Annotated in this window: 26 protein-coding genes; 10 read left to right on the forward strand and 16 right to left on the reverse strand. The window is 71.1% G+C overall.

Annotation, left to right across the window (positions count from 1 at the left end; genetic code table 11):
• The first annotated feature begins 191 nt into the window (after positions 1–191).
• Positions 192–884: a GntR family transcriptional regulator gene (locus LGR69_RS13320; protein WP_230366303.1), complete on the forward strand. Its 693-nt coding sequence runs from the start codon at positions 192–194 to the stop codon at positions 882–884.
• A 39-nt stretch (positions 885–923) separates the two neighbouring features.
• Here the strand turns inward: LGR69_RS13320 and LGR69_RS13325 are convergent, their stop codons facing one another.
• From LGR69_RS13325 to LGR69_RS13340, 4 genes are read right to left on the reverse strand one after another with little or no spacing between them, the layout of a single operon-like run.
• Positions 924–1,502 (reverse strand): GbsR/MarR family transcriptional regulator, encoded by a 579-nt coding sequence (locus tag LGR69_RS13325; RefSeq protein ID WP_007569136.1) that lies wholly within the window; start codon positions 1,500–1,502, stop codon positions 924–926.
• 58 nt (positions 1,503–1,560) lie between these two features.
• Positions 1,561–1,683 (reverse strand): DUF2474 family protein, encoded by a 123-nt coding sequence (locus LGR69_RS13330; protein WP_007569138.1) that lies wholly within the window; start codon positions 1,681–1,683, stop codon positions 1,561–1,563.
• Entirely contained in the window at positions 1,683–2,690 is a 1,008-nt protein-coding gene (cydB, locus tag LGR69_RS13335; RefSeq protein ID WP_230366304.1) for a cytochrome d ubiquinol oxidase subunit II, read from the reverse strand. The genes LGR69_RS13330 and cydB overlap by 1 nt, the downstream gene beginning before the upstream one ends.
• A 7-nt stretch (positions 2,691–2,697) precedes the next feature.
• Complete coding sequence (locus tag LGR69_RS13340) at positions 2,698–4,116, reverse strand: cytochrome ubiquinol oxidase subunit I (protein ID WP_230366305.1); 1,419 nt, start codon at positions 4,114–4,116, stop codon at positions 2,698–2,700.
• Positions 4,117–4,352: 236 nt separating this feature from the next.
• Here LGR69_RS13340 and LGR69_RS13345 point away from each other — a divergent pair, with 236 nt between their 5' ends.
• Entirely contained in the window at positions 4,353–5,576 is a 1,224-nt protein-coding gene (locus LGR69_RS13345) for a pyridoxal phosphate-dependent aminotransferase (RefSeq protein ID WP_230366306.1), read from the forward strand.
• A 232-nt stretch (positions 5,577–5,808) separates the two neighbouring features.
• On the opposite strand, the gene LGR69_RS13350 is transcribed toward LGR69_RS13345, so the two are convergent.
• Both LGR69_RS13350 and LGR69_RS13355 read right to left on the reverse strand, forming a co-directional pair.
• Positions 5,809–6,735, reverse strand: coding sequence for a dihydrodipicolinate synthase family protein (locus LGR69_RS13350; protein ID WP_230366307.1), 927 nt, complete (start codon positions 6,733–6,735; stop codon positions 5,809–5,811).
• 204 nt (positions 6,736–6,939) lie between these two features.
• Positions 6,940–7,188 (reverse strand): cupin domain-containing protein, encoded by a 249-nt coding sequence (locus LGR69_RS13355; protein WP_230366308.1) that lies wholly within the window; start codon positions 7,186–7,188, stop codon positions 6,940–6,942.
• Between the two features lie 333 nt (positions 7,189–7,521).
• Between LGR69_RS13355 and LGR69_RS13360 the strand changes: the two genes are divergently transcribed.
• The 3 genes from LGR69_RS13360 to LGR69_RS13370 all read left to right on the forward strand — a co-directional run bounded on the left by LGR69_RS13360 (position 7,522) and on the right by LGR69_RS13370 (position 10,047).
• On the forward strand, positions 7,522–8,298 hold the full coding sequence (locus tag LGR69_RS13360) for an amino acid ABC transporter substrate-binding protein (protein WP_230366309.1): 777 nt from the start codon (positions 7,522–7,524) through the stop codon (positions 8,296–8,298).
• A gap of 316 nt (positions 8,299–8,614) precedes the next feature.
• Positions 8,615–9,295 (forward strand): amino acid ABC transporter permease, encoded by a 681-nt coding sequence (locus LGR69_RS13365; protein WP_050733667.1) that lies wholly within the window; start codon positions 8,615–8,617, stop codon positions 9,293–9,295.
• On the forward strand, positions 9,292–10,047 hold the full coding sequence (locus LGR69_RS13370; RefSeq protein WP_230366310.1) for an amino acid ABC transporter ATP-binding protein: 756 nt from the start codon (positions 9,292–9,294) through the stop codon (positions 10,045–10,047). The genes LGR69_RS13365 and LGR69_RS13370 overlap by 4 nt, the downstream gene beginning before the upstream one ends.
• 3 nt (positions 10,048–10,050) lie before the next feature.
• Here LGR69_RS13370 and LGR69_RS13375 read toward each other — a convergent pair whose 3' ends face one another.
• From LGR69_RS13375 to LGR69_RS13390, 4 genes are all read right to left on the reverse strand, one after another.
• Positions 10,051–10,206, reverse strand: coding sequence for a hypothetical protein (locus tag LGR69_RS13375; protein WP_007564628.1), 156 nt, complete (start codon positions 10,204–10,206; stop codon positions 10,051–10,053).
• Positions 10,203–10,694, reverse strand: a complete 492-nt coding sequence (locus tag LGR69_RS13380) for a DUF2243 domain-containing protein (RefSeq protein ID WP_007564627.1) — start codon at positions 10,692–10,694, stop codon at positions 10,203–10,205. The genes LGR69_RS13375 and LGR69_RS13380 overlap by 4 nt, the downstream gene beginning before the upstream one ends.
• A 150-nt stretch (positions 10,695–10,844) precedes the next feature.
• A complete protein-coding gene (locus LGR69_RS13385; RefSeq protein WP_230366311.1) occupies positions 10,845–12,866 on the reverse strand; it encodes an OPT family oligopeptide transporter in 2,022 nt (673 codons plus the stop codon).
• A gap of 277 nt (positions 12,867–13,143) precedes the next feature.
• Entirely contained in the window at positions 13,144–13,959 is an 816-nt protein-coding gene (locus tag LGR69_RS13390) for an FTR1 family iron permease (RefSeq protein ID WP_007564625.1), read from the reverse strand.
• Positions 13,960–14,341: 382 nt separating this feature from the next.
• Here LGR69_RS13390 and LGR69_RS13395 point away from each other — a divergent pair, with 382 nt between their 5' ends.
• Genes LGR69_RS13395 through LGR69_RS13405 form a run of 3 tightly spaced genes read left to right on the forward strand, consistent with a single transcriptional unit; the run spans position 14,342 to position 16,570 of the window.
• Positions 14,342–14,740 (forward strand): DUF350 domain-containing protein, encoded by a 399-nt coding sequence (locus LGR69_RS13395; protein WP_230366312.1) that lies wholly within the window; start codon positions 14,342–14,344, stop codon positions 14,738–14,740.
• Position 14,741: 1 nt separating this feature from the next.
• The gene (locus tag LGR69_RS13400) at positions 14,742–15,404 is read left to right on the forward strand and encodes a DUF1190 domain-containing protein (RefSeq protein ID WP_230366313.1); all 663 of its coding nucleotides are present in this window, start codon (positions 14,742–14,744) and stop codon (positions 15,402–15,404) included.
• Positions 15,404–16,570: a glutathionylspermidine synthase family protein gene (locus LGR69_RS13405; RefSeq protein ID WP_230366314.1), complete on the forward strand. Its 1,167-nt coding sequence runs from the start codon at positions 15,404–15,406 to the stop codon at positions 16,568–16,570. Before LGR69_RS13400 ends, LGR69_RS13405 begins: the two co-directional genes overlap by 1 nt.
• 50 nt (positions 16,571–16,620) lie before the next feature.
• Here LGR69_RS13405 and LGR69_RS13410 read toward each other — a convergent pair whose 3' ends face one another.
• From LGR69_RS13410 to rsgA, 4 genes are all read right to left on the reverse strand, one after another.
• Positions 16,621–17,199, reverse strand: coding sequence for a cyclase dehydrase (locus tag LGR69_RS13410; RefSeq protein WP_122161501.1), 579 nt, complete (start codon positions 17,197–17,199; stop codon positions 16,621–16,623).
• A complete protein-coding gene (locus LGR69_RS13415; protein ID WP_007564619.1) occupies positions 17,196–18,368 on the reverse strand; it encodes a zinc-dependent alcohol dehydrogenase in 1,173 nt (390 codons plus the stop codon). The genes LGR69_RS13410 and LGR69_RS13415 overlap by 4 nt, the downstream gene beginning before the upstream one ends.
• 135 nt (positions 18,369–18,503) lie before the next feature.
• Complete coding sequence (locus LGR69_RS13420; protein ID WP_007564618.1) at positions 18,504–19,361, reverse strand: manganese catalase family protein; 858 nt, start codon at positions 19,359–19,361, stop codon at positions 18,504–18,506.
• Positions 19,362–19,772: 411 nt separating this feature from the next.
• Positions 19,773–20,807 carry a ribosome small subunit-dependent GTPase A gene (rsgA, locus tag LGR69_RS13425; protein ID WP_230366315.1) on the reverse strand — a complete coding sequence of 345 codons (1,035 nt, stop codon included), beginning with the start codon at positions 20,805–20,807 and terminating at the stop codon, positions 19,773–19,775.
• Between the two features lie 165 nt (positions 20,808–20,972).
• Between rsgA and LGR69_RS13430 the strand changes: the two genes are divergently transcribed.
• Positions 20,973–21,209, forward strand: a complete 237-nt coding sequence (locus LGR69_RS13430) for a hypothetical protein (RefSeq protein ID WP_007564616.1) — start codon at positions 20,973–20,975, stop codon at positions 21,207–21,209.
• 381 nt (positions 21,210–21,590) lie between these two features.
• On the opposite strand, the gene egtD is transcribed toward LGR69_RS13430, so the two are convergent.
• Positions 21,591–22,541, reverse strand: a complete 951-nt coding sequence (gene egtD, locus LGR69_RS13435) for an L-histidine N(alpha)-methyltransferase (RefSeq protein ID WP_230366316.1) — start codon at positions 22,539–22,541, stop codon at positions 21,591–21,593.
• The gene (locus LGR69_RS13440) at positions 22,538–23,500 is read right to left on the reverse strand and encodes a methyltransferase (protein ID WP_230366317.1); all 963 of its coding nucleotides are present in this window, start codon (positions 23,498–23,500) and stop codon (positions 22,538–22,540) included. The genes egtD and LGR69_RS13440 overlap by 4 nt, the downstream gene beginning before the upstream one ends.
• A gap of 495 nt (positions 23,501–23,995) precedes the next feature.
• Here LGR69_RS13440 and LGR69_RS13445 point away from each other — a divergent pair, with 495 nt between their 5' ends.
• A complete protein-coding gene (locus LGR69_RS13445; RefSeq protein ID WP_230366318.1) occupies positions 23,996–24,574 on the forward strand; it encodes a YgjV family protein in 579 nt (192 codons plus the stop codon).
• The last annotated feature ends 57 nt before the right edge of the window (positions 24,575–24,631 follow it).

Consider the following 24,631-nt stretch of genomic DNA (forward strand, 5'->3'; position numbering starts at 1 on the left):
ACGACGGGACCGTCTCGAAGGCCGGCCCGCCGTTGCGCGTGTTCGCAGCCGCCCGATGAGGCCGGCCATGCGGGCCCCGCGGAGCGCGGTTCGGCCTGTTCCCCGAGCCCGCCCGCGATTCAGGCATTGGCCTTGCGATTGCACGCGCGGCTTCCGGTGCCGGGCGATCCGATCCTGTCCCTGAGGCCCTGATGTCCCCTGCGGCACACCTTCGACCCGCGCCCGACCGGCTCGTCCACAAGACAGTGGCAGCCGCCGTCGCCGAGTCGCTGCGGCAGCGGATCCTGACCGGCGAGTTCCCAGCCGGCACCCAGCTGCGCCAGGACGCGCTGGCGGAGGAGTTCGGGATCAGCCGGATCCCGATCCGGGAGGCCCTGCTGCAGCTTGAGGCCACCGGCCTGATCAAGATCATGCCGCATCGCGGCGCCGTGGTCTCGGGCCTGTCGGTGGAGGAGGTGGAGGACATCTTCACCCTCCGGGTCCAGCTCGAGCCGGAATTGCTGGCCCTCTCGGCGCGGCGCCTGTCGCAGGCGGATTTCGAGGCGCTGCACGGCCTCACCGAGGATTACAGCGCCGCCCTGGCGGCCGGCGAGATCCTGCGCTGGGGCGAGCTGAACCGGCGTTTCCACCTCGATCTGCTGCAGCACGCCGAGCGCCCGCGCTCGCTGAGCATCGTCGCCGGCCTGCTGCAGGATTGCGACCGCCCGACCCGGCTCCAGCTCTCGGCCTCCGGGGACGTCGCCCGCGCCGACCGGGAGCACCGGGAGATCCTGGCCCTGTGCGAGGCCGGAAAGATCGACAAGGCCGCCGACCTCCTGCGCCGCCATATCGAGAACGCGGCGCAATCGCTGATCGCGATCTACCGGCGCGCGCTCAGCGGGTGAACCGGCGGGTGCGACCCACCCCGCGGATATCCCCGCCCCTCACTCCCCCTTGTCGGTCCGCCGCACGAGGCGGCCGGGCAGGCCGGTCAGGTGGTCCTTCATCGCCAGCACCTTCTGGACCTTCGAGCCGAGGGTGAGGAGCTGGACCAGGCGCTCGGTGTCGAGCCGGCGCACGTCGGCGTACCAGCCGGCGAACAGCTCGAACAGGTCGTGCATCTCCCGCAGCCGGGCCTGGGCGTGGCGCTCCGCCTCGGTTCCGGCCTCGACCATCAGCAGCTCGCGCAGCAGGGTCAGGGTCGGGTCGATCTCGCGCTTCTTGCGCTCCTCGACCAGGGTGCGGACGATCTGCCAGATGTCCTCCGGGGTGGCGAAATAGTCCCGCCGATCCCCGGGCATGTGCTGGAGCCGCACGAGGTTCCAGGCCTGCAGCTCCTTGAGCCCCATGCTGACATTGGAGCGCGAGACGCCCAGCCGCTCGACGATCTCGTCGGCGTTGAGCGGCCGCTCGGCCACGAACAGCAGGGCGTAGATCTGCCCCACCGTCCGGTTGATGCCCCAGCGCGAGCCCATCTCGCCGAAATGCAGCACGAAGGTCTGGATCAGGGGAGGCAGGTGCACGGCGGCGATCCGTCGAACGGTTTGGGCCCCCGGGAAAGCGGGGGGCGTTGCCGGCTTATCAGCTCTTGAGCCAGAACCGGAGGAGCGTCGCCACGGCGCCGAGGCCGAGGATGCTCCCGGCCCAGATCGCGGCGAACCAGGCGAGCCGTTTCCACAGGGGGAGCGGGGTTGCAGGCGCCATCAGTGATACCCGTGCGCGTCGACTTTGCCGCGGAACACCCAGTAGGAATACGCGGTGTAGATCAGGATGATCGGGACCAGGATCGCGGCGCCGACCAGCATGAAGATCTGGCTCGCCTCGGGGGCGGCGGCCTGCCAGATCGTGATCCGGCCGGGCACCACGTCCGGGAAGATGCTGATCCCGAGCCCCAGGAACGACAGGGCGAACAGGCCGAGCGCGATCAGGAACGGCGCCCGCTCGCCCCCGTCCCGCAGGGTCCGCCACAGGGCGTAGGCGGCGAGCGCCACGAGCAGGGGCACCTGCGCCGAGACCAGGACGTTCGGCATCGCCAGCCAGCGCTCGAAGTAGCGCCCCTGCAGGAACGGCGTCGCGGCGCTGACCAGCGCGATCGCCGCCACCGTGGCGCGCGTCAGGCGCTGCGCCAGCCGGCGGGCCTGGAGCTGGAGCAGCCCTTCGGTGCGCATCACCAGCCAGGTCGCCCCGAGCAGCGCGTAGGCGACCACGAGGCTCGCGCCGACCAGCAGGCTGAACGGCGTCAGCCAGTCCCACCAGCCGCCGGCATAGGCCCGACCCTCGACCGCGATGCCCTGCAGGAGCGCGCCGAGCGCGATCCCCTGGGCGAGCGCCGCCACCACCGAGCCGCCCGTGAAGGCGACGTCCCAGGCCGCCCGGTGCCGGGGATCGCGCCAGCGGAACTCGAAGGCGACGCCCCGGAAGATCAGCCCGAGCAGCATGGCGATGATCGGCGCGTAGAGCGCCGGCAGGATCACCGCGTAGGCCAGCGGGAAGGCCGCGAACAGGCCGCCGCCGCCCAGAACCAGCCAGGTCTCGTTGCCGTCCCAGACCGGGGCGACCGAGTTCATCGCGGTGTCGCGCTCCGGCCCCGGCCGCAGGGCCGGGAACAGGATGCCGATGCCGAGATCGAAACCGTCCATGACGATGTAGGCGAAGACCGCGAAGGCGATCACGAAGGCCCAGATCACGGTGAGATCGACACTGTAGAGCATGGCTGCCTCACTCGGCCGGCTGGAGGGCGCGGTCGGGATCGACCGACGGGGCGGGGGTGATGCCGGCGGTGCGGATCGGCGCGCCGGGCTCGATCCCGGTCTCGCCGGCATGGGGCGGCTGGGCCATCAGGCGCAGGATGTAGAACACCCCCATGGCAAACACCGAGAAGTAGATCACCACGAAGGCGGTGAGCGAGGCGGCCACCGCCGGGCCGTGGAGCGGCGAAGCCGATTGCGCGGTCCGCAGCAGGCCGTAGACCGTGTAGGGCTGGCGCCCGACCTCGGTGGTGATCCAGCCGGCCAGCACCGCCACGAACCCGGCCGGCCCCATGGCGACGGCGAAGCGGTGTAGCGGGCTCCACCGGTAGAGCGCCCCGCGCCAGCGCGCGAGCAGGCTCAGGGTCCCGAGCAGCAGCATCAGCATGCCGAGCCCGACCATGACGCGGAACGACCAGAACACGATCGGCACCGGCGGCCAGTCCGTGCGCGGCAGGCTGTCGAGGCCGGCGAGCGGCGCGTCGAAGCTGTGCTTGAGCACGAGCGAGGACAGCTTCGGGATCTCCACCGCGTAGCGGATCGTGCCGGCCTCCTGGTCGGGCAGGCCGAACAGGACCAGGGGCGCCCCGTCCGGATGGCTCTGGAAGTGGCCCTCCATGGCCATAACCTTGGCGGGCTGGTGCTCGAGGGTGTTGAGCCCGTGGGCGTCGCCCGCGAGAATCTGGACCGGCGCCACCAGGGCGGCCATCCACATCGCCATCGAGAACATGGTCCGCGCCGCCGGGTTGGCCCGGTCGCGCAGCAGGTGCCAGGCGCCGACCGCGCCGACCACGAGCGCCGTGGTCAGGTAGGCCGCCAGCACCATGTGGACGAGGCGGTACGGGAAGGACGGGTTGAACACGATCGCCCACCAGTCCAGCGGCACGAATTGGCCCGCGGCGTTGGTGCCGTAGCCCATCGGCGTCTGCATCCAGGAATTCACCGACAGGATCCAGAAGGCCGAGAAGAAGGTCCCGAACGCCACCATCAGGGTCGCGGCGAAGTGCAGGCGCGGCCCGACCTTGCTCATCCCGAACAGCATCACCCCGAGGAAGCCGGCCTCCAGGAAGAAGGCCGACAGCACCTCGTAGGCCATCATCGGGCCGAGCACCGGCCCGGTCTTGTCGGAGAAGACCGACCAGTTGGTGCCGAACTGGTAGGACATCACCAGGCCGGAGACGACGCCCATGGCGAAGGCGATGGCGAAGATCTTCAGCCAGTACTTGAACAGGTCCATGAAGACCTGTCGGCCAGTGGCGAGCCACAGGCCCTCCAGCACGGCGAGGAAGCTCGCCAGACCGATCGAGAAGGCCGGGAACACGATGTGGAACGCCACCGTGAAGCCGAACTGGATGCGGGCGAGGATCAGGGGGTCGAGGGTGTCGAGCACGACGAATCTCCGGCTCGGGATCTGTGCCTTGACGTATATCAATTTCAGAAATTTCTGAAAAGCCGAAACTGGCTGAACCTGTGCCGGGGCTGGCCTGGGCCTGGACGCGCGCGGCCGGACACGGCAGGCTCGGGCCGATTCCCCGAACGGCCGGGACCTTGCAGGCATGGCGCCCGCCCGCTTGCCGCCGCGCCGCGCGGCGCGCCGTTCCCCGGACACCACGAGACCCGTCGCCCATGGCCGAACCCGTTGCCGCTGCCGCCCTCGACACGCCCGTCGACCTCGCCGCCCTCCTCTCGGAGCGCATCCGCGGCATCGGCACGAGCCAGATCGGCCTGGTGGCGGATCGCGGCCGGGACGATCCCGATGTGGTCAAGCTCTGGATCGGCGAGGGCGACCTGCCGACGCCGCCCTTCATCGTCGAGGCGGCGCACCGGGCGATGCAGGCCGGGCATACCCGCTACACCACCTCGCTCGGCCTGCCGGCCCTGCGGGCGGCGCTCGGCGCCTATCACGCCCGGCACTGGGGCGTGGACGTCCCGGCGGATCGGTTCGCCGTCACGGCCGGGGGCATGAACGCGATCATGCAGGCCGCGCAGGCGCTGCTGGAGCCGGGCGACGAGATCCTCATCCCCGCCCCGGCCTGGCCGAACCTCGCCGAGGCGGTCCGCATCACCGGCGGCGTGCCGGTGACGGTGCCCTACCGGATCCAGCCCGACGGGCGCTTCACGCTGCCGCTCTCCGACATCGAGGCGGCCCTGACCCCGCGCACCCGGGTGATCATGGTCAACTCGCCGTCGAACCCGACCGGCTGGACCATGCCGCTCGCCGAGATGACGGCGCTGCGCGACCTCGCCCGCGCGCGCGGCCTGTGGATCCTCTCCGACGAGGTCTACGCGCACTTCACCTACGGCAACCAGATCGCCCCGTCCTTCCTGCAGATCTGCACGGAGGACGACCGCCTGATCGTCACCAACACCTTCTCGAAGAACTGGGCGATGACCGGCTGGCGCGCCGGCTGGGTGATCTTCCCCCGGGGCCTGGCGCCGACCTTCGCCAAGCTCGGCCAGTACAGCACCACCTCGATCCCGACCTTCATCCAGCACGCCTGCATCGCGGCCCTCGACGAGGGCGACGGCTTCATCCGCACCATGGTCGACCGCTGCGCCGAGGCCCGGGCGATCCTGGTGGAGGGGCTGGCCCGCCTGCCGGGCGTGACGGTGGCGCCGCCGGACGGCGCCTTCTACCTCATGCCCCGGATCGCCGGAGACGAGCCGAGCCTCGACCTCGCCTACCGCCTGCTGCGCGACGCCAAGGTCGGCGTCGCCCCGGGCACCGCCTTCGGGCCCGCGGGCGAAGGCCTGATCCGCCTCTGCTTCGCCATCAGCCCGGAGCTGGCCCGAGAGGCGGTGCGGCGGTTGTCGGGGGTGTTGGGGACGGGTTCGGCATTGAGCGCCTGAACCACCACGCCTGCCCTCCCCCCTCTGCGGGGGAGGGTGGGCCTCGCGTCAGCGAGGGTCGGGAGAGGGGAACCAGGGTTCCGGGAGAGGCAGATCGGGCGTACGGGCCGGAGTTCTTTCCTGCACCGTCGCTCCCCTCTCCCGACCCCCTTCGGGGGCCACCCTCCCCCGCAGAGGGGGGAGGGAAAGCCGCGCGTGTCTCAAACGCCGCTGGCCCTCACGTCAAAAACCCTCACCGCCCCCAGCGCAACACCAGCGCATCGTTGCGCCGGGCCAGCTCGATCAGCGCCGCGCGGGTGTCGGGATGGAGCGGCTGGAGCGGCAGGCGGGCGGTCTCGTGGGCGATGATGCCGCCCTCGGCCATCAGCGCCTTGCAGGCGAGCAGGCCGCATTGCCGGTTCTCGTGGTTGATCAGCGGCAGCCAACGCGCGTAGGCGTCGAGCGCGTCGTTCCGGCGGCCGGCCGCGTAGGCGTCGGTGATCTGGCGGATGCCGTCCGGATAGGCGCCGCCGGTCATCGCCCCGGTGGCGCCGGCATCGAGATCGGCCATCAGGGTGATCGCCTCCTCGCCGTCCCAGGGGCCGACAACCGCATCGCCGCCGAGCGCGATCAGCTCGCGCAGCTTGCCCGCCGCCCCGGGGGTCTCGATCTTGAAGTAGGAGACGTTCTCGATCTCCCGGGCCATGCGGGCCAGGAACGCGGCCGAGAGCGGCGTGCCCGCCACCGGCGCGTCCTGGATCATGATCGGGATCGAGATCGCGTCCGAGACGCCGCGGAAGAAATCGTAGATGCCGAGTTCCGGCACCCGGATCGTGGCGCCGTGATAGGGCGGCATGACCATCACCATGGCGGCGCCGGCTGCTTCAGCCCGGCGCGAGCGCTCGGCGCAGACCTGCGTGGCGAAATGCGTGGTCGTCACGATCACCGGCACCTGGCCGGCGACGTGGTCGAGCACCGCGTGCATCACGGTCTCGCGCTCGGCGTCGGTGAGGACGAACTGCTCGGAAAAGTTCGCCAGGATGCAGATGCCGTGGCTGCCGGCGTCGATCATGAAGTCGATCGCCCGGCGCTGCCCGTCGAGATCGAGGGCGCCCGAGGCGTCGAACACCGTGGGGGCGACCGGGAAGACGCCCCGGTAGGGCTGGGCGGGCGAGCTCATGCGCGATCCTCCGCCGGGGCGGGCCGCGCGCCCCGGCTCACAGGAAGAGACCGGTCCGGGCCGCTCCGGGGCCACGCGGCCACCCCGGAGCGGCGACACGCCGGCACTGTGCCGAAGGATCATCCGAGATCAACGCCCGTCCCGGCGCGGGCTCGACAAAAGCCGCGATGTGTTTGCGCGGCGCCGGCCCGGGTGCCGCAAGCCTTACGCCGACAGGATCAGCAGGATGAGCTTGCTCACCACGGAGCCGACATTCACGAACCCGTGCTCGACATCGACCCGGATCGTCGCCGTGTCGCCGCCCTCCAGGGTGATAACTTCCCGGGTCGTGTGGATCTCCAGGCGTCCCGACAGGATATGGAAGATCTCGCGGGTTCCGGCCTTGTGGGCGGCGAAGCGGATCGCCGTGGCGCCGGCCCGCCGCGGCCTCGGAAAATTTTCTCCCCCATCCACAGCTTGAGGGCCCGATCGACGCTCGGTCCCCGCTCCGCCATCCCGGGGCCGCGCGGCGGGTCCGGGGGGGCGGAAAGGCCGGCCCGCTCAGAGCCTTGCGGCGCCGGCGGCCCGTGTTCGGGCACGTCCGGGCCGGAAACCGCGCGGGCCGGTGCGGAGAACGGATCGGCCCGAAATCCGGCGCCTCCGGAAAGACCCTGCTCCCGGGCGAAACCCCGCCTCGGCGCGGCGTAGGCGCCGCCGGGGCCGCTTGGTATAGGAGTTCAGGCCTGACGCCGGCGGTAACGGGCCGGCCCCGAAGCACCCGATCATCCAGCCCTGGAGTTCCCCGTGATGCGTCTTGTCTCCGCCGCCCGCGTGGCCGTCTTCGCCGCAGCGGCGCTTCTCATGGGCGCGCCGGCGCGGGCCGACGACCTCGACGCGATCCGGGCCGCCAAGACCCTGCGGATCGGCACCGAGGGGACCTACGCGCCGTTCAGCTTCCACGACGCCTCCGGGGCGCTGGCCGGGTTCGACGTGGAGATCGGCCGCAAGGTGGCCGAGAAGCTGGGCGTCACGCCCCAGTTCGTCGAGGGCAAGTGGGACGGCCTGATCGCCGGGCTCGATGCCAAGCGCTACGACGTGGTGATCAACCAGGTCAGCATCACCAAGGAGCGCCAGGCGAAGTTCGACTTCTCCGAGCCCTATATCCGCTCCCGGGCCGTGCTGATCACCCGGGCCGACAACGGCACGATCAAGTCCTTCGCCGACCTGAAGGGCAAGAAGTCCGCGCAGAGCCTGAGCAGCAACTTCGCCCGGCTGGCCACCGAGGCCGGGGCCGAGCCGGTCGGCACCGACGGGTTCGACCAGTCGATCCAGCTGGTCGTCACCGGCCGCGCCGACGCCACCGTCAACGACAACCTGTCCTTCCTCGACTTCCACAAGAAGCAGCCGAACGCCCCCGTGAAGATCGTCGCCCAGAAGGACGACGCCGACGCCTCCGGCATCCTCCTGCGCAAGAACAACCCCGCCCTGAAGGCGGCGATCGACAAGGCGCTCGCCGAGATCAAGGCCGACGGCAGCTACGCGGCGATCGCGCAGACGTATTTCGGGGCGGACGTTTCGCGGTAGATAGCCGCCCTCCCCCCTCCGGTCCGCGCAGGCCGCGACGCGCCCCCTCTCCCGTGCGGGAGAGGGTTGGGATGAGGGACCCGGTTTCTCCGGAGAGGTCGCATCCCTCACCCTATCCCTCTCCCGCACGGGAGAGGGGACCCGCACCTCGTCCGGAAAGGTATGAGCCCGTCAGCCCCCGCCGGGCGGGTTCGGTCACCGAACCGCATTCCCCTCAAGGCGCGGGTGATCCGAAACCAACCCGAAAAATCCCCCGCGCGATCCGCGGCGCAAAGCCGTATAGACCGTCGCCCGATCCCGCAGGAAACACCGACCCGTGCCGCACTGGCCCGACCTCATGCTCCAGTCGCTCGGGCCGCTGCTCGCAGCCTGTCTCCGGTTCACCGTGCCGCTGACGCTGATCGCCTTCGCGCTCGGGCTGAGCCTCGCGCTGGTGATCGCCCTCGCGCGCCTGTTCGGGCCCCGGCCGCTGGCGGCGCTCGCCTGGACCTATGTCTGGATCTTCCGGGGCACGCCGCTCCTCGTGCAGCTGTTCGTGATCTTCTACGGCCTGCCGAGCGTCGGCATCCTGATCGACGCGTTCCCGGCGGCGGTGATCGGCTTCACCCTCAATATCGGCGCCTACGCGTCCGAGATCGTGCGCGCCGCCATCGCGTCGATCCCGAAGGGGCAGTGGGAGGCCGCCTACGCCACCGGCATGACCCCGGCCCAGGCCATGCGGCGCACGATCCTGCCCCAGGCGGCCCGGGTGGCGGTGCCGTCCCTGTCCAACACCTTCATCGCCCTGGTGAAGGACACCTCGCTCGCCGCCGCGATCACCGTGCCGGAGATGTTCCAGGCGGCCCAGCGCATCGTCGCGGTCACCTACGAGCCGCTGATCCTCTACGTCGAGGCGGCGCTCATCTACCTCGTGCTCTGCTCCGCCCTGTCCTGGCTCCAGAGCGGGCTGGAGCGGCGGCTCGGGCGTTACGGCGGCTACCTGGAGGCCCGGGCATGATCGCCCTCCAGAAAATCGAAAAACGCTTCGGCGACAACCCGATCCTGCGCGGCGTCGACCTGACGGTGCCGGAGGGCAAGGTGACGGCGCTGATCGGCCCGTCGGGCTCGGGCAAGTCGACGTTGCTGCGCTGCGTGAACCTGCTGGAGATCCCGCAGGCCGGCACGCTGGTGCTGGGCGACCAGCGGCTCGACTTCCGGCCCGGCGCGCCGCCGGCCCGGCGGGACGTGCTCGCGGTGCGCCGCCAGACCGGCATGGTGTTCCAGAACTTCCAGCTGTTTCCCCACCGCACGGTGATCGAGAACATCACCGAGGGGCTGATCACCGTGGGCAAATGGCCCAAGGAGGCGGCCCGGGTCCGGGCGCTGGAGCTGCTCGACCGGGTCGGCCTCGCCCAGAAGGCCGAGGCCTGGCCGGCGAGCCTCTCCGGTGGCCAGCAGCAGCGCGTGGCGATCGCCCGGGCGCTGGCCCCCTCCCCGCGCCTGCTGCTCTGTGACGAGCCGACCTCGGCGCTCGATCCCGAGCTCGCCGCCGAGGTGGTGGACGTGCTGGCCGGCCTCGCCCGCGAGGGCATGACCATGCTGATGGCGACCCACGACCTGCGCCTCGCCCGCCGGGTCGCCGACGCGGTGGTGCTCCTCGACGGCGGCACCGTCGTGGAGCAGGGACCGCCGGCCGAGCTGTTCGCTCGGCCCGCCGATCCGCGCACCCGGCGCTTCGTCCAGACGCTGCTCGGCGAGGTCGGCGCCTGAGGCTCAGCCGGACAGGCAGCGCAGGCTCAACAGGTCGTCGAGGGTGAGCGCGGTGCCGAAGACCAGGGGCCGCCAGGCCGGCATCGTCGCCAGGACCAAGGCCGCCCCGAGGACGAGCCAGGGGACGAATGCCGGCAGGGCGGCGCGCTGAAGCCTCACGCCGCCCGCTCCCGGCGGCCGGCCCGGACCAGCAGCCAGCCCACGATCAGCATGGCGAGGCCCCAGAGCAGGAAGCCGGAATCCCAGAACACCCACTGGTCCCGGGGCATCGTCTCGTTGACGTGGTGCACCCCAAGGATCTGGTGGTCGATCACGCCCTCGACGGTGTTGAACAGACCCCAGCCCATGAGCAGCGAGCCGGCCAGCAGCTTGTTCGACCAGGACAGGTGCCCGCGATGCGCCGCGCGCCAGAGGATGAACAGCCCGAGCACCACGAACACGTAGGTGGCGCTGTGGAAGATTCCGTCCCAGCGGGTGTTCAGCTCGAGATTGGGAATGGAATCGACCGGGTACCAGCTGCTCAGCATGTGATGCCATTGCAGGACCTGGTGCAGCACGATCCCGTCGAAGAACCCGCCGAGCCCCAGCCCGAACAGGATGCCGGCGCTCAGCGGGAACGCGCGGGTCTCGGATACGGCCGTTCTCATGGCGATCTCTCGGCGCGGGGATTGGACAACGGCCCCTGTTTCATAACCCGTCATTGCGAGCGCAGCGAAGCAAGCCAGTGCGGCGCGCGTTCTCCAACCGTAGCGTATCCCTCGGTTGCTTCGCTGCGCTCGCAATGACGGCGCGGTTCATCACGCGGTCTTGGATTCGACTTGGGTCACGCGCGCCGCGTCGTCGACCGTGGAGACCAGCCGCAGATAAACCCCGAGGCCGGCCAGAAACACCGCCAGCCCGAGCCAGGTCGCCGTCGATGCAAAGCCCGGCCCGGCGATGGCGAGCGCTCCGCTATGCCCGGCCATCAGGTCGGCGGCCGCCAGCAGCACGCCGACGCAGCTCTCGCCGACCAGGAAGCCCGAGGCCAGGAGCACGCCGCGGCGGCGGGCGGCGCCCAGCACCGCCTCCCGCCGGGGGCCGCGGACCCGGCCGCGCAGCCGGCGCTCGGCGATCCAGCCGAGGATGCCGCCGATCGCGATGGTCATCTCGACCGACAGCGGCAGGTACATGCCGATCCCGACCGTGAGCGCCGGGAAGGTGAGGTTGCGCCGCCGCAGCCAGGCCTCCACGGCCACCAGCACCACACCGAGCCCGGCGCCGATCAGCACCATCGTCCAGGGCAGCGCGCCCTCGGTGATGCCCTTGGCGATCTGGGTCATCAGCGCGGCCTGGGGCGCCGCCATGGCGCTTGCCGGATCGAGCCCCTCGCGCGAGGGCGCGCCGATGAAGCCGTAGGCCTGGTAGAGCAGCTCGAGCAGCGGCGCGATCACCAGCGAGCCGACCGAGACCCCGATGATCAGCGCGACCTGCTGGTGCCAGGGGGTGGCGCCGACCACCTGCCCGGTCTTGAGGTCCTGCAGATTGTCGTTGGCGATCGACGCGGTGGTGACGATGACCGCCGTGAGCAGCAGCGCCATGGCGGTGACGAACCGGTCGCCGTCCGGCCCGCCGACCTGGCCGAGGAACAGCGGCAGGAGCAGCGCGGTCGCCATGGTGGTGAGGATCCCGATCCCCGAGATCGGGCTCGACGAGGATCCGAGCAGCCCCGCGAGGTAGCCGCAGGCGGCGGCCATCAGGAAGCCGAACAGGACCGTGAACAGGGTCGCGGCGAGCGCCAGGGCGATCATGGTCCCGCCGAGCCCGGCCGGCCCGGCGAAGGCGCCGAACAGGAGCGCCAGCGGCACGCACAGGGCGAGCGCCCCGGCCCCGACCCAGGCGATCGGCAGGTCACGCTCCTCGCGCGGGTGATCGGAGCCCAGGCTGCTGCCGGTGGTCGACAGGGCGGTGCGGATGCTGGCCGCGATCGGCCGGGCGAGCGAGGCCACCGTCCAGAGGCCGCCCACCGCGATGATGCCGGCCCCCATCAGCCGCACCTGCTCGGACCAGACCGCCTCGGCGGCCTGCCCGGCGGTCTTGCCCGCATCGGGCGCGAGCGCGGTCAGGATCGGCACCGCGATGCCCCAGGCGATCACGACGCCGGTGAGCAGGGCGAGGCACGCCCCGATGCCGACCAGGTAGCCGACGCCGACCAACGCCAGGGAGAACCCGGTGCCGGTGCGGAAGGCGGCGCCGCCGAGGCTGATCGCGCCGGAGAGCCCGTCGCCCAGCAGCTTCAGCCCGGTCGTGGCGAGCCCGATCGTGCCGGCGACTCCCGCCGCCGCCAGCAGGTCGCGCAGGCCGTGGCCGCCGGCATCCTCCTGGCCGGTCTTCAGGACCTCGGCGGCGGCCACACCTTCGGGGTACGGCAGGTCGCTGCCGGAGACGAGCGCCCGGCGCAGGGGGATCGAGAAGGCCACGCCGAGCAGGCCGCCCAGCGCGCAGACCGCCGTGGTCTGCCAGAACGGGAAGCCGCTCCAATGCCCGATCAGCACGAGGCCGGGCAGCGCCAGCACGACGTTGCACAGGGTGCCGGCGGCCGAGGCCTGGGTCTGGACGATGTTGTTCTCGAGGATGCCGGCCCCGCCCATCAGCCGGAACGCGCCCATCGAGATCATGGCGGCCGGGATCGACGACGAGAACGTCATCCCGGTCTTCAGGCCCATGTAGAGGTTGGCGGCCATGAAGATGACCGTGATCGCCGCCCCGAGCACGATGCCGCGCAGGGTCAGTTCCGCGTGGTGGCCCAGGGCCGCCGGCGTCGTCGTGTTGCGGACGTCCATCGTGCACTCGTGATGTCGTCTCGCAAACCACCCGGATCCGGAAACCTATCCCGCCTGCGGCGTTGCGACGGGTTCACGGAGCGGGGGACCGGGACTCGTGCCCGGGCCGGACGACGATCGAGCGGTGCGCTCACGAATGCGCGTCAAATGCGGGCCGCCTGGATCGGCGGCGCCATTCCCTCCTTCGCAGGACCAAGTTCTGTAGTCGGCCCGGCTCGCTCGGCGAATGCCGCTGCCGGGTCAGGCTCTTGCCGATGCGCTCAGGATCGGGGCGGCTTCAGCGCGACACGGCCGGGCTGGTCCGGCTCGCCGGCTCGGCTCGCCGGGCCCGGACCACGAGCAGGCCGGCGATGGCCGTGAGGACCAGGGCGCCCTGGATTCCCAGCGCCTCCCAGCTGCCGTTGAAGCCGATATCCGCCACGAAGCCCGGCACGCCGTCATCATGCACGGCGACCAGCCCCTGCTCCTGCAATTCCTGGATCGCGGCCCCGACGAGCTTCAGCCCCATCACGAACAGGAACGCCGAGGTCAGCACGAAGATCGGCCGCAGCGGCAGGCGCAGCGCGAGCCATTGCATCGCCGCGTACAGGGCGATCAGCGCGAGCGCCGCCGCGCCGAGCCCGCCGAACAGCGACCCGTCCCAGCCGCCGGCGGTTCGGGCGAGCGCGTGCAGGAACAGCACCGTCTCCGCCCCTTCGCGGAACACGGCCAGGAAGGCGATGCCGGCCAGGGACAGCACGGTCCCGGCCCCGAGCGCCTGCCCGGCCAGGCGGTTGAGGTCCGCCTGCCAGGCCTTCGGATCCTGCCGCAGGAACAGCCAGCCGCTCATGTAGAACATCAGGGCGGCGGCCAGCAGCATGACGCCGGCCTCGATCAGGTCGTTGTGGTTGCCGTCGTAATAGGTCTCGAACACCCAGGCCATGCCGAGACTGGCCAGCACCGCGGCCCCGGCGCCGAGATAGATCGGGGCGATCCGGTGACCGGCATCGGCCCGCCGCATGAAGGCGGCCAGCGCGGCGACCACCAGCAAAGCTTCGAGCCCCTCCCTGAACAGGATCGTGAAGGCCTGGACGAACGTCGATCCATTATCCATGAGAGACCTCTGCTGTTCTTGCGGATCATACGAAACGCGCGCCGAACTTCTAGCGCTATGTTTTTCATTGCTTCTAAGAAGCATCGGGACGCGGCATCGCCGCTCTCGTCGTGACCGCCGCCTTCGGGACCGGATATCGACCGTCGCGGCGGCGAGGTCGAGGGCGGCACCTGCGTGCGGCGTCCGCCCTCCTCCCGGGCGGCCCGCGCGGTGGACCCGACCGGCGCCCGGTTTGTGAGCGTCCCCGAGCGCGTGTTACGCCTTGCGGAACGGCCGGTTCCACAACCATCGGCTGTGCGAGACGCGACGGATACGCCTCCATGGACGACCCGACCGACGCATCACCGGGCTCCGCGCCGGCTTCCGGCACAGGGAGCGCGGCGTGATCTCGATCTCGGGCCTGCCGGCCTTCCTGCTCTACGTCGTGACGGCCGGGGGCCTGATCGGCCTCTATCTGCTCGTCTATACCCTCGCCACCGCCCACAACGAGCTCGCGCTGATCCGCCGGGACGTGGCGGCGGCCGCGGTGGCCCTCGGCTTCAGCCTGGTCGGCTTCGCGTTGCCGCTCGCGGTGGCGATCTACAACGCCCAATCGATCCTCGATTGCATCGTCTGGGGCCTCGTCGCCCTCGTCGTGCAGATCCTGATCTACTGGCTCGTGCGCCTCGCGGTGCCCGATCTCTCCCAGCGCATCGAGGACGGGCGGATGGCCGCCGCCGTGCTCCTGGGCGCGGCCTCCTTCGCGGGCGGCCTCGTCAACGCCGCCTCGATGACCGCCTGACATGGCGGAGGCGCGCCCGGTCGGGGCCGGGGAAGACCCCGCCGAGAGAAGCCGCCGCAAGCGCTCGGCCGCCATCTCCCTGGTCCTGGTCACGGGGGCGGGCGCCGCGGCGCTGGGGCTGGGCTGGCTCGATCCCTCCCAGAAGGAGGAGGACGCCCTCGTCTACGACAGCCTCGCCGCCTGCATCGGCCAGGGGCTGCGCACGGAGGATGCCTGCACGACCGATTACGCGGCGGCCCAGTCGGCCTATGCCGCCACCGCGCCGCGCTACGCCACCGCGGAGGCGTGCCGGGCGCATCACGGTGCCGCTGGCTGCGTGGCCGGGGAGACGATCGCCCCGGACGCGGCCGGATCCTTCGTGCCCCTGATGGCCGGCTACATGATCGGGCGCACGCTGGAGCAGGGCCTGCCGGCCCAGCCGCTCTACCGGCACGCGGAGGAGATTCCGGCCGCCGGCGGAAGCGGCGGTGGGGGCGGCGGCTATTGCACCGGTTCGGGCGGCCGGGTCTACGCGTCGGCGGGCCGCCCGGCGACCCGCGTCGCCTCCAGCGTGGCGCGCACGACCGCGTCCGCGCCCCGGATGGTCTCCCAGGGCGGGTTCGGGGCGACCGGGCGGGCGATCGCGTCCGCGGGCAGCCGTTCGGACGGGTTCGGGGGCGGCTGATGCGCCGGGTGTCCCTGCCGGAACGGCCCGATTGGCGCGATCACGCGGCCCGGGCCGGCTTCACCTTCCACACCTTCGACGACGAACCCTACTGGGACGAGAGCGCCTATTACGCCTTCACCCTGGCCGAGATCGAGGACGACATCGAGGGGCCGACCCGGGAGCTCCACGCCCTCTGCCTCGCCTTCGTCGAGCGGGCCGTGACGGATGGCGCGATCCTCGCCTCCCTGGCGATCCCCGAACTGGCCTGGGACGCCATCGCGGACAGTTTCCGGCGGCGCGACCCGTCCCTCTACGGACGGATGGATCTTCGCTACGGCGGCGCCGGGAGCGGGCCGGCCAAGCTCCTCGAATACAATGCCGACACGCCGACCGCACTCTACGAGAGCGCGGTGTTCCAGTGGCTCTGGCTGGAGGATGGGCTGGCCCGCGGAATCCTGCCCGCGGGAACGGACCAGTTCAACGCGCTCCACGAGCGGCTGATCGCACGCCTCGCCGCGATGGGGCTCCCCGGCACCCTTTCCTTCACCTGCTATCCCGACGCGCCAGAGGACCGGGGCACGGTGGCCTACCTCCAGGACTGCGCCGTGCAGGCCGGGCTCGCCGCCCCGTTCGTGCCGCTGGAGGCGATCGGCCTGTCCGAGGACGGGCACTTCCTCGACGGCGGCGGCCGGCCCCTCGCCGCCCTGTTCAAGCTCTATCCCTGGGAGTGGATGTTCGGCGACGCCTTCGGGGCGGCGGTCGGCGCCACGCCGACCCGCTTCGTGGAGCCGCCCTGGAAGGCCGTGCTGTCCAACAAGGGCCTGCTCGCCCATCTCTGGGCGATGGCGCCCGGCCATCCGAACCTGCTCCCGGCCTATTTCGAGGCCGACCCCGCCAAGGCGGCGCTGGGCAAATCCTTCGTGCGCAAGCCGCTCGTCTCGCGCGAGGGCGCCAACATCCTGCTCGTGCGCGACGGCGTGCTCCTGGAGCGCGACGCGGGCCCCTACGGCCGCGAAGGCTTCGTGCGGCAGGCGCTGGCCGAGCTTCCGGTCTTCGCCGGCCGCCATGCCCTGGTGGGGAGCTGGATCGTCGGCGACGAGCCCGCTGGCCTGTGCATGCGCGAGGGCCCGTCCCGCATCACCACCGACCGGGCGCGGTTCGTACCCCACGTGATCGACGGCTGAGGGCCGCCTGCGCGCGACGGCGCGGGCGGCCCGATCCTTCGCCGGGGTCGCTAGGCCCGCGTCTCCGTCCAGGGCCGCAACGGCCCGGGGATGCGGAAATCCTCCGGCGTGGCGAAGTCGGAGGCGGCGCCCCGCATGGTTCGCGCGGGCCGCGCGAAGCCGCTTCGGTCGCTGTAATCGAAGGCGCCGGGCCGCGAGAGGCGCTTCTGGCCGATCAGCCCCTGCGCACAGACCACGTCGAGGACGGTGACGCCCGCGACCGCGGCGGTGGCGGCGGCGAGGTTGGACTGCTTCGGGTTGTCGTCCTCGAAGCCGGTCGCCAAGGTGGCGAGATCGAGGGCGTCGCCGCCGACGCGGGCCAGGATCCAGGGGGTCGGATCGTGGCTCATGAGGATCGCGACGCCGGTCGCCACCTCGCGGACGCCGTAGGCCTGCACCAGGGTCTCGCGGCCCTTGAGCCCCAGCGCCCGGCACAGGCCGTGCGCGGCGGTCAGTTCCAGGAGGCCCAGCCCGATCGAGAACCAGCCGAGGCCCCGGGCCAGCTCGTCGTGGCGGGTATAGGCGCCGCCGCCGGGGGCACCGCGGGGGGCGGTGCGGGGAGCCGGGGGTTGATGCGTGCTGTTGCTCATGGCCGGATCACCACCTTGATGCAGCCGTCCTGCTTGTCGCGGAACACCCGATACATTTCCGGGCCGTCCTCCAGCCCGATCGTGTGGGTGATGACGAAGGACGGATCGATCTGGCCGTCCTCGATCCGCTTGAGCAGGTCGGGGGTCCAGCGGTTGACGTGGGTCTGGCCGGTGCGGACCGTCAGGCCCTTGTTCATCAGGGCGCCGATCGGGAACTTGTCGATCAGGCCGCCATACACGCCGGGGACCGAGAGCACGCCGGCCGGGCGGCAGACCATGATCATCTGGCGCAGCACGTGGGCGCGGTCGGTCTCCAGCAGCATCGCCTGCTTGGCCCGGTCGTAGACGGCGTCCACGGCGCCCATGGCGTGCGCCTCGAGCCCGACCGCGTCGATGCACTTCTCCGGGCCCCGGCCGTCGGTCATGTCGTTGAGGCGGCCGACGATGTTGGGTTCCGCGTCGTAGTCGATCACCTCGGCACCGCCGGCCTCGGCCATCTGCAGGCGCTCGGGCACGCGGTCGATCGCGATCACGCGCTTGGCCCCGAGGAGCAGCGCCGAGCGGATCGCCATCTGGCCGACCGCGCCGCAGCCCCAGATCGCCACCGTGTCGGTCGGCTGGATGTCGCACTGGACCGCGCCCTGCCAGCCGGTCGGGAACACGTCCGAGAGGAACAGCAGCTTCTCGTCCGAGATGCCCTCGGGGACCTTGATGTGGGTCGAGTCCGCGAACGGCACGCGCAGGAACTCGGCCTGGCCGCCCGCATAGCCGCCGGTCAGGTGGGTGTAGCCGAACAGGCCGGCGGTCGTGTGCCCGAACGCGGTGTCGCCCAGCGCCTTGTTGCGGTTCGAGCGCTCGCACACCGAGAAATTGCCGCGCCGGCACTGCTCGCACTGGCCGCAGGTGATGGTGAACGGGACGACGATCCGGTCGCCGACCTTGAGCGCCTTGTTGTCCTTGCCGACCTCGACGACCTCGCCCATGGCCTCGTGGCCCAGCACGTCGCCCGACTTCATGCCCGGCATGAAGTGATCGTAGAGGTGGAGGTCCGAACCGCAGATCGCGCAGCTCGTCACCTTGATGATGGCGTCGCGGCCATCCTCGATCTCCGGATCCGGGACCGTGTCGCAGCGAACGTCACGGGTGCCGTGCCAGACGAGTGCCTTCATGGGAGCGATGTTCCGGCTGTCATTCCACGGGTGGTTGTCCGGAGACCAACCAACACTCGGGAGGATTGTTCTGTCCGCACGGCAAAACGGCGCTCCGGGGCCGGCACGCGGGCCGACCGCCGGAACGCCGCGGGCTCAGCCGATCTGTTCGGACTGGGCGGCGCTGTCGGGACGGGCCGGGCCGAGCACCGGCTCCTGACCCATCGGCTGGTTCTGGACGATGCTGTATTCGCCCTTGCCGTCGAGCGACGGGCCCTGGGTCCAGCGGCCTTCGGGCGGCGGCGAGCCGTCGGCCGAGGACGAGAAGAAGTTGTAGTTGAACTTCTGGTTCTCCTTCTCCTGCGGGAAGGAGTTCGGGATCGGCAGGTTGCCCTGATGGCCGCCCAGCTCCTCGATCACCGCCAGCCATTGCTGCTGGTGCATCGTGTCGCGCGCGATCAGGAAGCTCCACATGTCGCGCATGCCGGCATCGTTGGTCGCGTTGTAGAGGCGCACGGCCAGGACCCGGCCGGTGCTCTCGGCGGCGACATTGCAGTACATGTCGGCCGCGATGTTGCCGCTGGCGTAGATGTGGCTCATGTCGAAGGGCAGGCCGTCGGAATTGCCCGGGAAGGCCGCCATGCCGGTGGACAGCAGCGTCTTGTGCAGCATGCCCTCGGCGATGTGGCGCGGATTCTCGCCGCCCATCACGGCCCCGACGATCGCGTCGGCGGCGCCGGCCTCCTGCACCTTCGTGGGGGCGGTCTCGAGGTTCATCGCCACCGCGGTGGCGAGCATCTCGATATGGCCCAGCTCTTCCGTGGCGGTGTTGAGCAGCATGTCGCGATACTTCGTGGTCGGCGCACGATTGCCCCAGGCCTGGAAGAAGTACTGCATACACACGCGGATCTCGCCCTCGATCCCGCCGATCGCCTGCTGAAGCATGCGCGCGTAGATCGGATCGGGCTTGTCGACCTTCACGGGGTATTGGAGGCGCTTGTCGAGGTAATACATGCTGTCGGGTCCTTGCTGGAGGCACGGCACGGGAGTTCACCGCGCGCGCTTTCAGGGACGCGATGGCCCGTCAGGGCATCCCGCCTTGCTCCTCGACCAACCGCGCTTCGGGCTATTGGTTCAGTATTCTTTAAGTTCGGCAGGCGATTTTCAGCCTAGTTCGCCCACAAAATGGCGCGAAAACCAAACTATGTTAATCGACGGCACGCCCAAGCTTCCGAGACGGACAGCCAAGATAAACCTATGTTGCGATCGATCTTCCGGTGACCTTGGTGGCACGGAGGAAACCCGAACTTTTGCTGGCAAAGGGGATCCGGCCACCGTGCAGCGCCGGGTCTTGCAGTGACGGGCCTAGCGTCCCGCGGTGATCGCGCGCCAGGGCGGCGTGACCGGGCCGGACGCGCGGCTTGATCAGGAATGCGGCCGTCTGCGGCCGCGCGGCCCGGCGGGGACCGAGGCGGGCCCGCGGCTTTCGGTGAGCAGCTTGCGCCAGCGGGTCAGGCGCTCCGGGTCCAGCCGGCCGTCCGCGATGGCGGCCTGCACGGCGCAGCCCGGCTCATGCGCGTGGGTGCAGTCCCGGAAGCGGCAGGACGGGGCGAGCTCGGTGATCTCGGCGAACAGGGTCGCGATGCCGTCGGCGGCGTCGCTGACCTGGAGCGTGCGCATGCCCGGCGTGTCGATGACCCAGCCGCCGCCCGCGATGGCGTGCAGCGACCGCGCGGTGGTGGTGTGGCGCCCCTTCGCGTCGTGCTCGCGGATGCCGCCGGTCTGCTGGGGCGCGTCCCGGCCCGGGCCGGTCAGGGTATTGACCAGGGTCGATTTGCCGACCCCCGACGAGCCGACCAGCGCGATGGTCTGCCCGACGCCGCACCACGGGGCCAGGAGGCCCGCCGCCTCCGGGACGCGGGGATTGACGGCCAGCACGGTCAGCCCGCGCTGCAGGGCGGCGGCCTGGCGCTCGAAGGTGCCCGGATCGGCGGTCATGTCCGCCTTGGTGAGCAGGATGACCGGATCGGCGCCCCCCTGGTTGGCCAGCGCCAGGTAGCGCTCCAGCCGGGCCGGGTTGAAATCGGCGTTGCAGGAGGTGACCACGAACAGGGTGTCGACATTGGCCGCGGCGGCCTGAAGGGTCGCGCTGCCCTCGACGCGCCGTTCCAGGACGGTCTTGCGGTCCAGCCGGCGCTGCACGGTCAGGGTCTCGGGATCGACCAGGACCCAATCGCCCACCGCGAACGCGCTGGTCTTCGTATGGATCGGGAGCGCCAGCTCGACGGGGCCGGCGGAGGACAGGGCGGTCAGGCGCGCGCGGTGGACTGTGGCGATCCGCATGGCCGCCAGCGCAGCCTCCTGGGGCTCGCGCTGCTCCTCGAAGAACGCAGACCATCCCAGGCCTGTCGGCGACATCGCAGGGACGGGGGCGGGATGATCGATCACCGCGTTGCCCATGGCACGGCCCCGCGCGGATAGCCAGGGCGCGCGGCGGACCGTCCTCGAAACGGCGGCCGGGTCGGCTCCCCGGGCGAGCGGCCCGCGCCCGGCGCGTGAAGGCGCCGGATCGATGCCGGCCGGTCCCGCGTTTCCCGGGACGGCTCATCGCCCCGGAGGATCCTCGTGGGACTCACTGCTTTCGTCTTCTTCGTCGTGCCCTGGATGCTGGTCGCGGCCTGGCTGTTCCGGTCGTCGAATTCCGCCATCCGCATGGGCCTGCCGGCGACGCCCTGGCGCCCGCTCACCGATTTCCCCCCGCCGGTGCGCGACCAGCGGACGATGGTCGACACCAGCACGGTGCCGAAGGGCGCGGCCGGGCATACCGCCGACGACAAGCACCGTCCGTTCGAGACGCCGTAGACGGCCGCTCGGTCGCGATCACCGGCAAGGGACGCCCCCTCGTCCCGGCGCGCCCGCACCGGCGGCCCCCAGGGTTTCGGAGCGTCAGCGCCCGATGCCGCGGGCTCCGTATCCCGCGGCACCACAGGCCATCCCGGTTCGGAGCCGAGGGCGATAACGGAGCGCGACCGGCCCCATCCCCGGTGGGAGCCACGATGTTCACACATCGCTGCCGGACGAGGCCCAAGGCCAAGCGCGTCTCTTGCAGCCGAGAACCGTCCGGACCGCGTTCTGTGAACCCGCTCCCCCACCCGGGCGAGCGAACCCGCGCTTTATGCGGTCGGGAAGGGAGAACCGCCCCCCGTCGCCCAGGACCCCGCGCGGAAATCGAAAATCGCGCGATCAGCCCAGACTCTCCAGCAGATGCAGGGCGAAGCTGCCGCCCTCGGCCTGCCAGAGGCCGCGCGGCTGCCAGCCGCTCTGGATCGCCAGGGCCTGGAACGCCGCCGGGGTGTATTTGTGGGACGTGTCGGTCCGGACGTGCTCGGCGGCCGTGAAGGCGATGCTCGCCCCGCCCAGCCGGTAGGTTGCCGGCCGGTGTGCCACGAGATGCGCCTCGACCCGCAGCGGATCGGGGCAGAGCGTGATCGCGTGCCGGAAATTGGCGAGGTCGAAATCGGCCCCGAGCTCGCGGTTGAGCCGGACCAGGATGTTGCGGTGGAACGCCGCCATCAGCCCGTCGGCGGCGCCATAGGCGCGCTGCAGCCGCTCGGGTTCGGTGGTGGCGTCGGCCCCCACCAGGAACAGGCTCGGCCCGAGGGTCGCCCGGGCCCGTTCCAGGAACAGGGCGGCCTCCAGGGGCGCGAAGTTGCCGATGCTGGTGCCGGGATAGAAGCCCAGGATTCCGCCCGGCCCCGCCGTGACCGGAAGCTGCACCGGCTTCGAGTAATCGGCGCAGACCGGCACCATGGCGATGCCGGGATAATCCGGCGCCAGGCGGCGGATCGCGCCCTCCAGGTATTCCCCCGAGATGTCGATCGCCACGTAGGCGGCCGGCTCGGTCAGGGCGTCGAGCAGCGTGCGGATCTTGCGGCTCGCGCCGCTGCCGAACTCCACCACGGTCACCCCCGGCGCCACCCGGGCCGCGAGCTCCGCGGCGACCCGGGGCAGCAGCGTCATCTCCTCCCGGGTCGGGTAGTAATCGGGATTGTGGCAGATCCGGTCGAACAGGTCGGAGCCGGTCTCGTCCCAGAGATACTTGCCCGGCAGGGTTTTGGGCTCGGCCGTCAGGCCCGCCAGGGCGTCGCGCAGGAATTCCTGCTGCGCATCGGGGATATCGGCCGGGGCGCTCACGGCCGGGTCACCGTGACGACGACCAGGGCGAGGCGCTCGACATCGGCGTAGACCGCGTTCGCCAGTTCCTCGCCGTACTCGTCCGGGTCGAATTCCCGGTAGGTCCAGTCCAGCCCGGCCCGGCCGCAGGCCTCGGCGACGGCGTCGCGGAACGGGTCCGCCCCCTCGACGATCGCCGCGCCGGTGAACATCACGAGGCTGCCCCCGGGGGCGAGCCGCTCGATCGCCTGCTCGACCACCGCCAACGGCAGGCCGGCGCCCAGCGGGCCGCCGCCGTGCCGGTAGGCCCGGGCCGCGGGATCGACCATGAAGGGCGGGTTCGACACGATCAGGTCGAAGGCGCCCTCGACGTCGCGCAGCATGTCGCTGTGCCGGGCCTCGACGCCGTCGGTGCCGGCGAGCCGGGCGTTGACCCGGGCGGCCCGCAGGGCGGCGGGGTTGATGTCGACCAGCACCACCTCGGCCCCCGGCGACCGCTTGGCGATGCAGATCCCGGCCGCACCCGAGCCGCAGCCGAGATCGACCGCCCGGCGTACCGGGGTCTTGCGCGCCGCCAGATGGGCCAGCACCGCGCCGACGAAGCGCATCGTGTCGGGCCCGAAGAACACCGCGTCGGTCGCGCTCGGCGGGTAGGAGGAATGGGCGAACAGCTCGTCGTCGAGGCTGGAGAACCGGACGGTGGGGCGCAGGAGCCCGCCGTCTTCGACCACCGCCCCGGCCTCCCGCATCAGCGCCAGGAGCGGCGCCGGCAGGATCTCCGCCCGGAACGGCCTGGACCAGCCGACCACGTCGCGCAGGTTGCGCGCCTCGGCGTTCTGCGATCGGGCGTTGACGATGGCGTGGGTGGCGGGCGTCACGGTGGTGAAATTGTAGCCGGCTTCACGGAGTGCATGGCCGAGAGCCAGCAAAGCGTCCGTGTTGTCCGGAAAGGGCTCGGCCACGGGATCGGATCGCGTCATCGGGCTGTCCTCGAGGGTCCCTTCGGCGGCCCGTCGCAGAAAGCGGCGGCGCGCAGGCCCGATCCGGCGAAGGGATGCCCTCCGCCCACCTTGAGGCCCGGGGGCCGGACGGCGATGCGGCGGCGTGCGCCGCGGGGAAGCTGCATGGGAGCGCCGGGTCGGGTCGCCGGGGGCGGCAGGGGCGGACGCACCGCAGCCGGGATCGGCGCCGGCAACGTCCAGAGGTGAATGCCCGGAAAACCGGATCGCTCCGGCATTGTTCCCGAATTTGCCGCAGATCAGGCGCTCGTAACTTATGTTATTCGGGCGATCATTTGCCTCGAATACTGATGGATCGGCGATCGACGCCCGGCCCCCGGCCGGCCGGGATAGCGGCGCTTCTGCCACCCTCGCGCCGTCGTGATCGTCCGGCCCTCCGTCGTTAACCAACTGATTACCGTGCGAACCTAGCGCAAGCACCAGAAACGGCGCATCCGCGCCGGCTGAGCGCGACCGATGATTGCCGCCGACACCGTATTGACCTGGTATGACCTCGCCGGGACCCATCTCGACATCTTTGGATCCCTGGGCCTGACGCTCGGCTTTATTGCCGGCCTCATGCCGCGCCGCGCGTGGATGCTTGGCGGCTCGGCGGCCTGCGCCGCCTGCTTCGGCGCGCATTACCTGACCCTCGGCGCGCTCACCGGCACCGCGATGTGCGCCATCTCGGTGGTGCAGAGCCTCGTCTCCCTGACCTGCCTCGGCGCGCCGAACCGGAACGTCTGGGTCCATCCCCTGTTCGCCGCCACCACGCTGATCGCGGCCTGGCTGACGATCACCACCTGGAACGGCACACCCTCGGCCTGCGCGGCGCTCGGCGCCCTGCTGGCGACCGCCGCCCGCCTCAACGCCGCGCCGCAGACGATGCGCCTGCTGTTCCTGGGCGCCTCCCTGTGCTGGGCCGGCCACAACCTCCTGGTCGGCTCGGTCTTCGGGCTGACCTGCGACCTCCTCACCATCCTGGGCCTCGGGATCGCCCTGTGGCGCGCGCTGCCACCCCGTCCGGTCACCGCGCCCGGCTATCTCCAGGCCTGAGCGTACGCGATCGGGCACGCGATCGGGTCTGCGTCGATCCATCCGGGAAACCCTTCG

The organism is Methylobacterium brachiatum (assembly GCF_020523825.1).
In the GTDB taxonomy this organism is placed as follows: domain Bacteria; phylum Pseudomonadota; class Alphaproteobacteria; order Rhizobiales; family Beijerinckiaceae; genus Methylobacterium; species Methylobacterium brachiatum.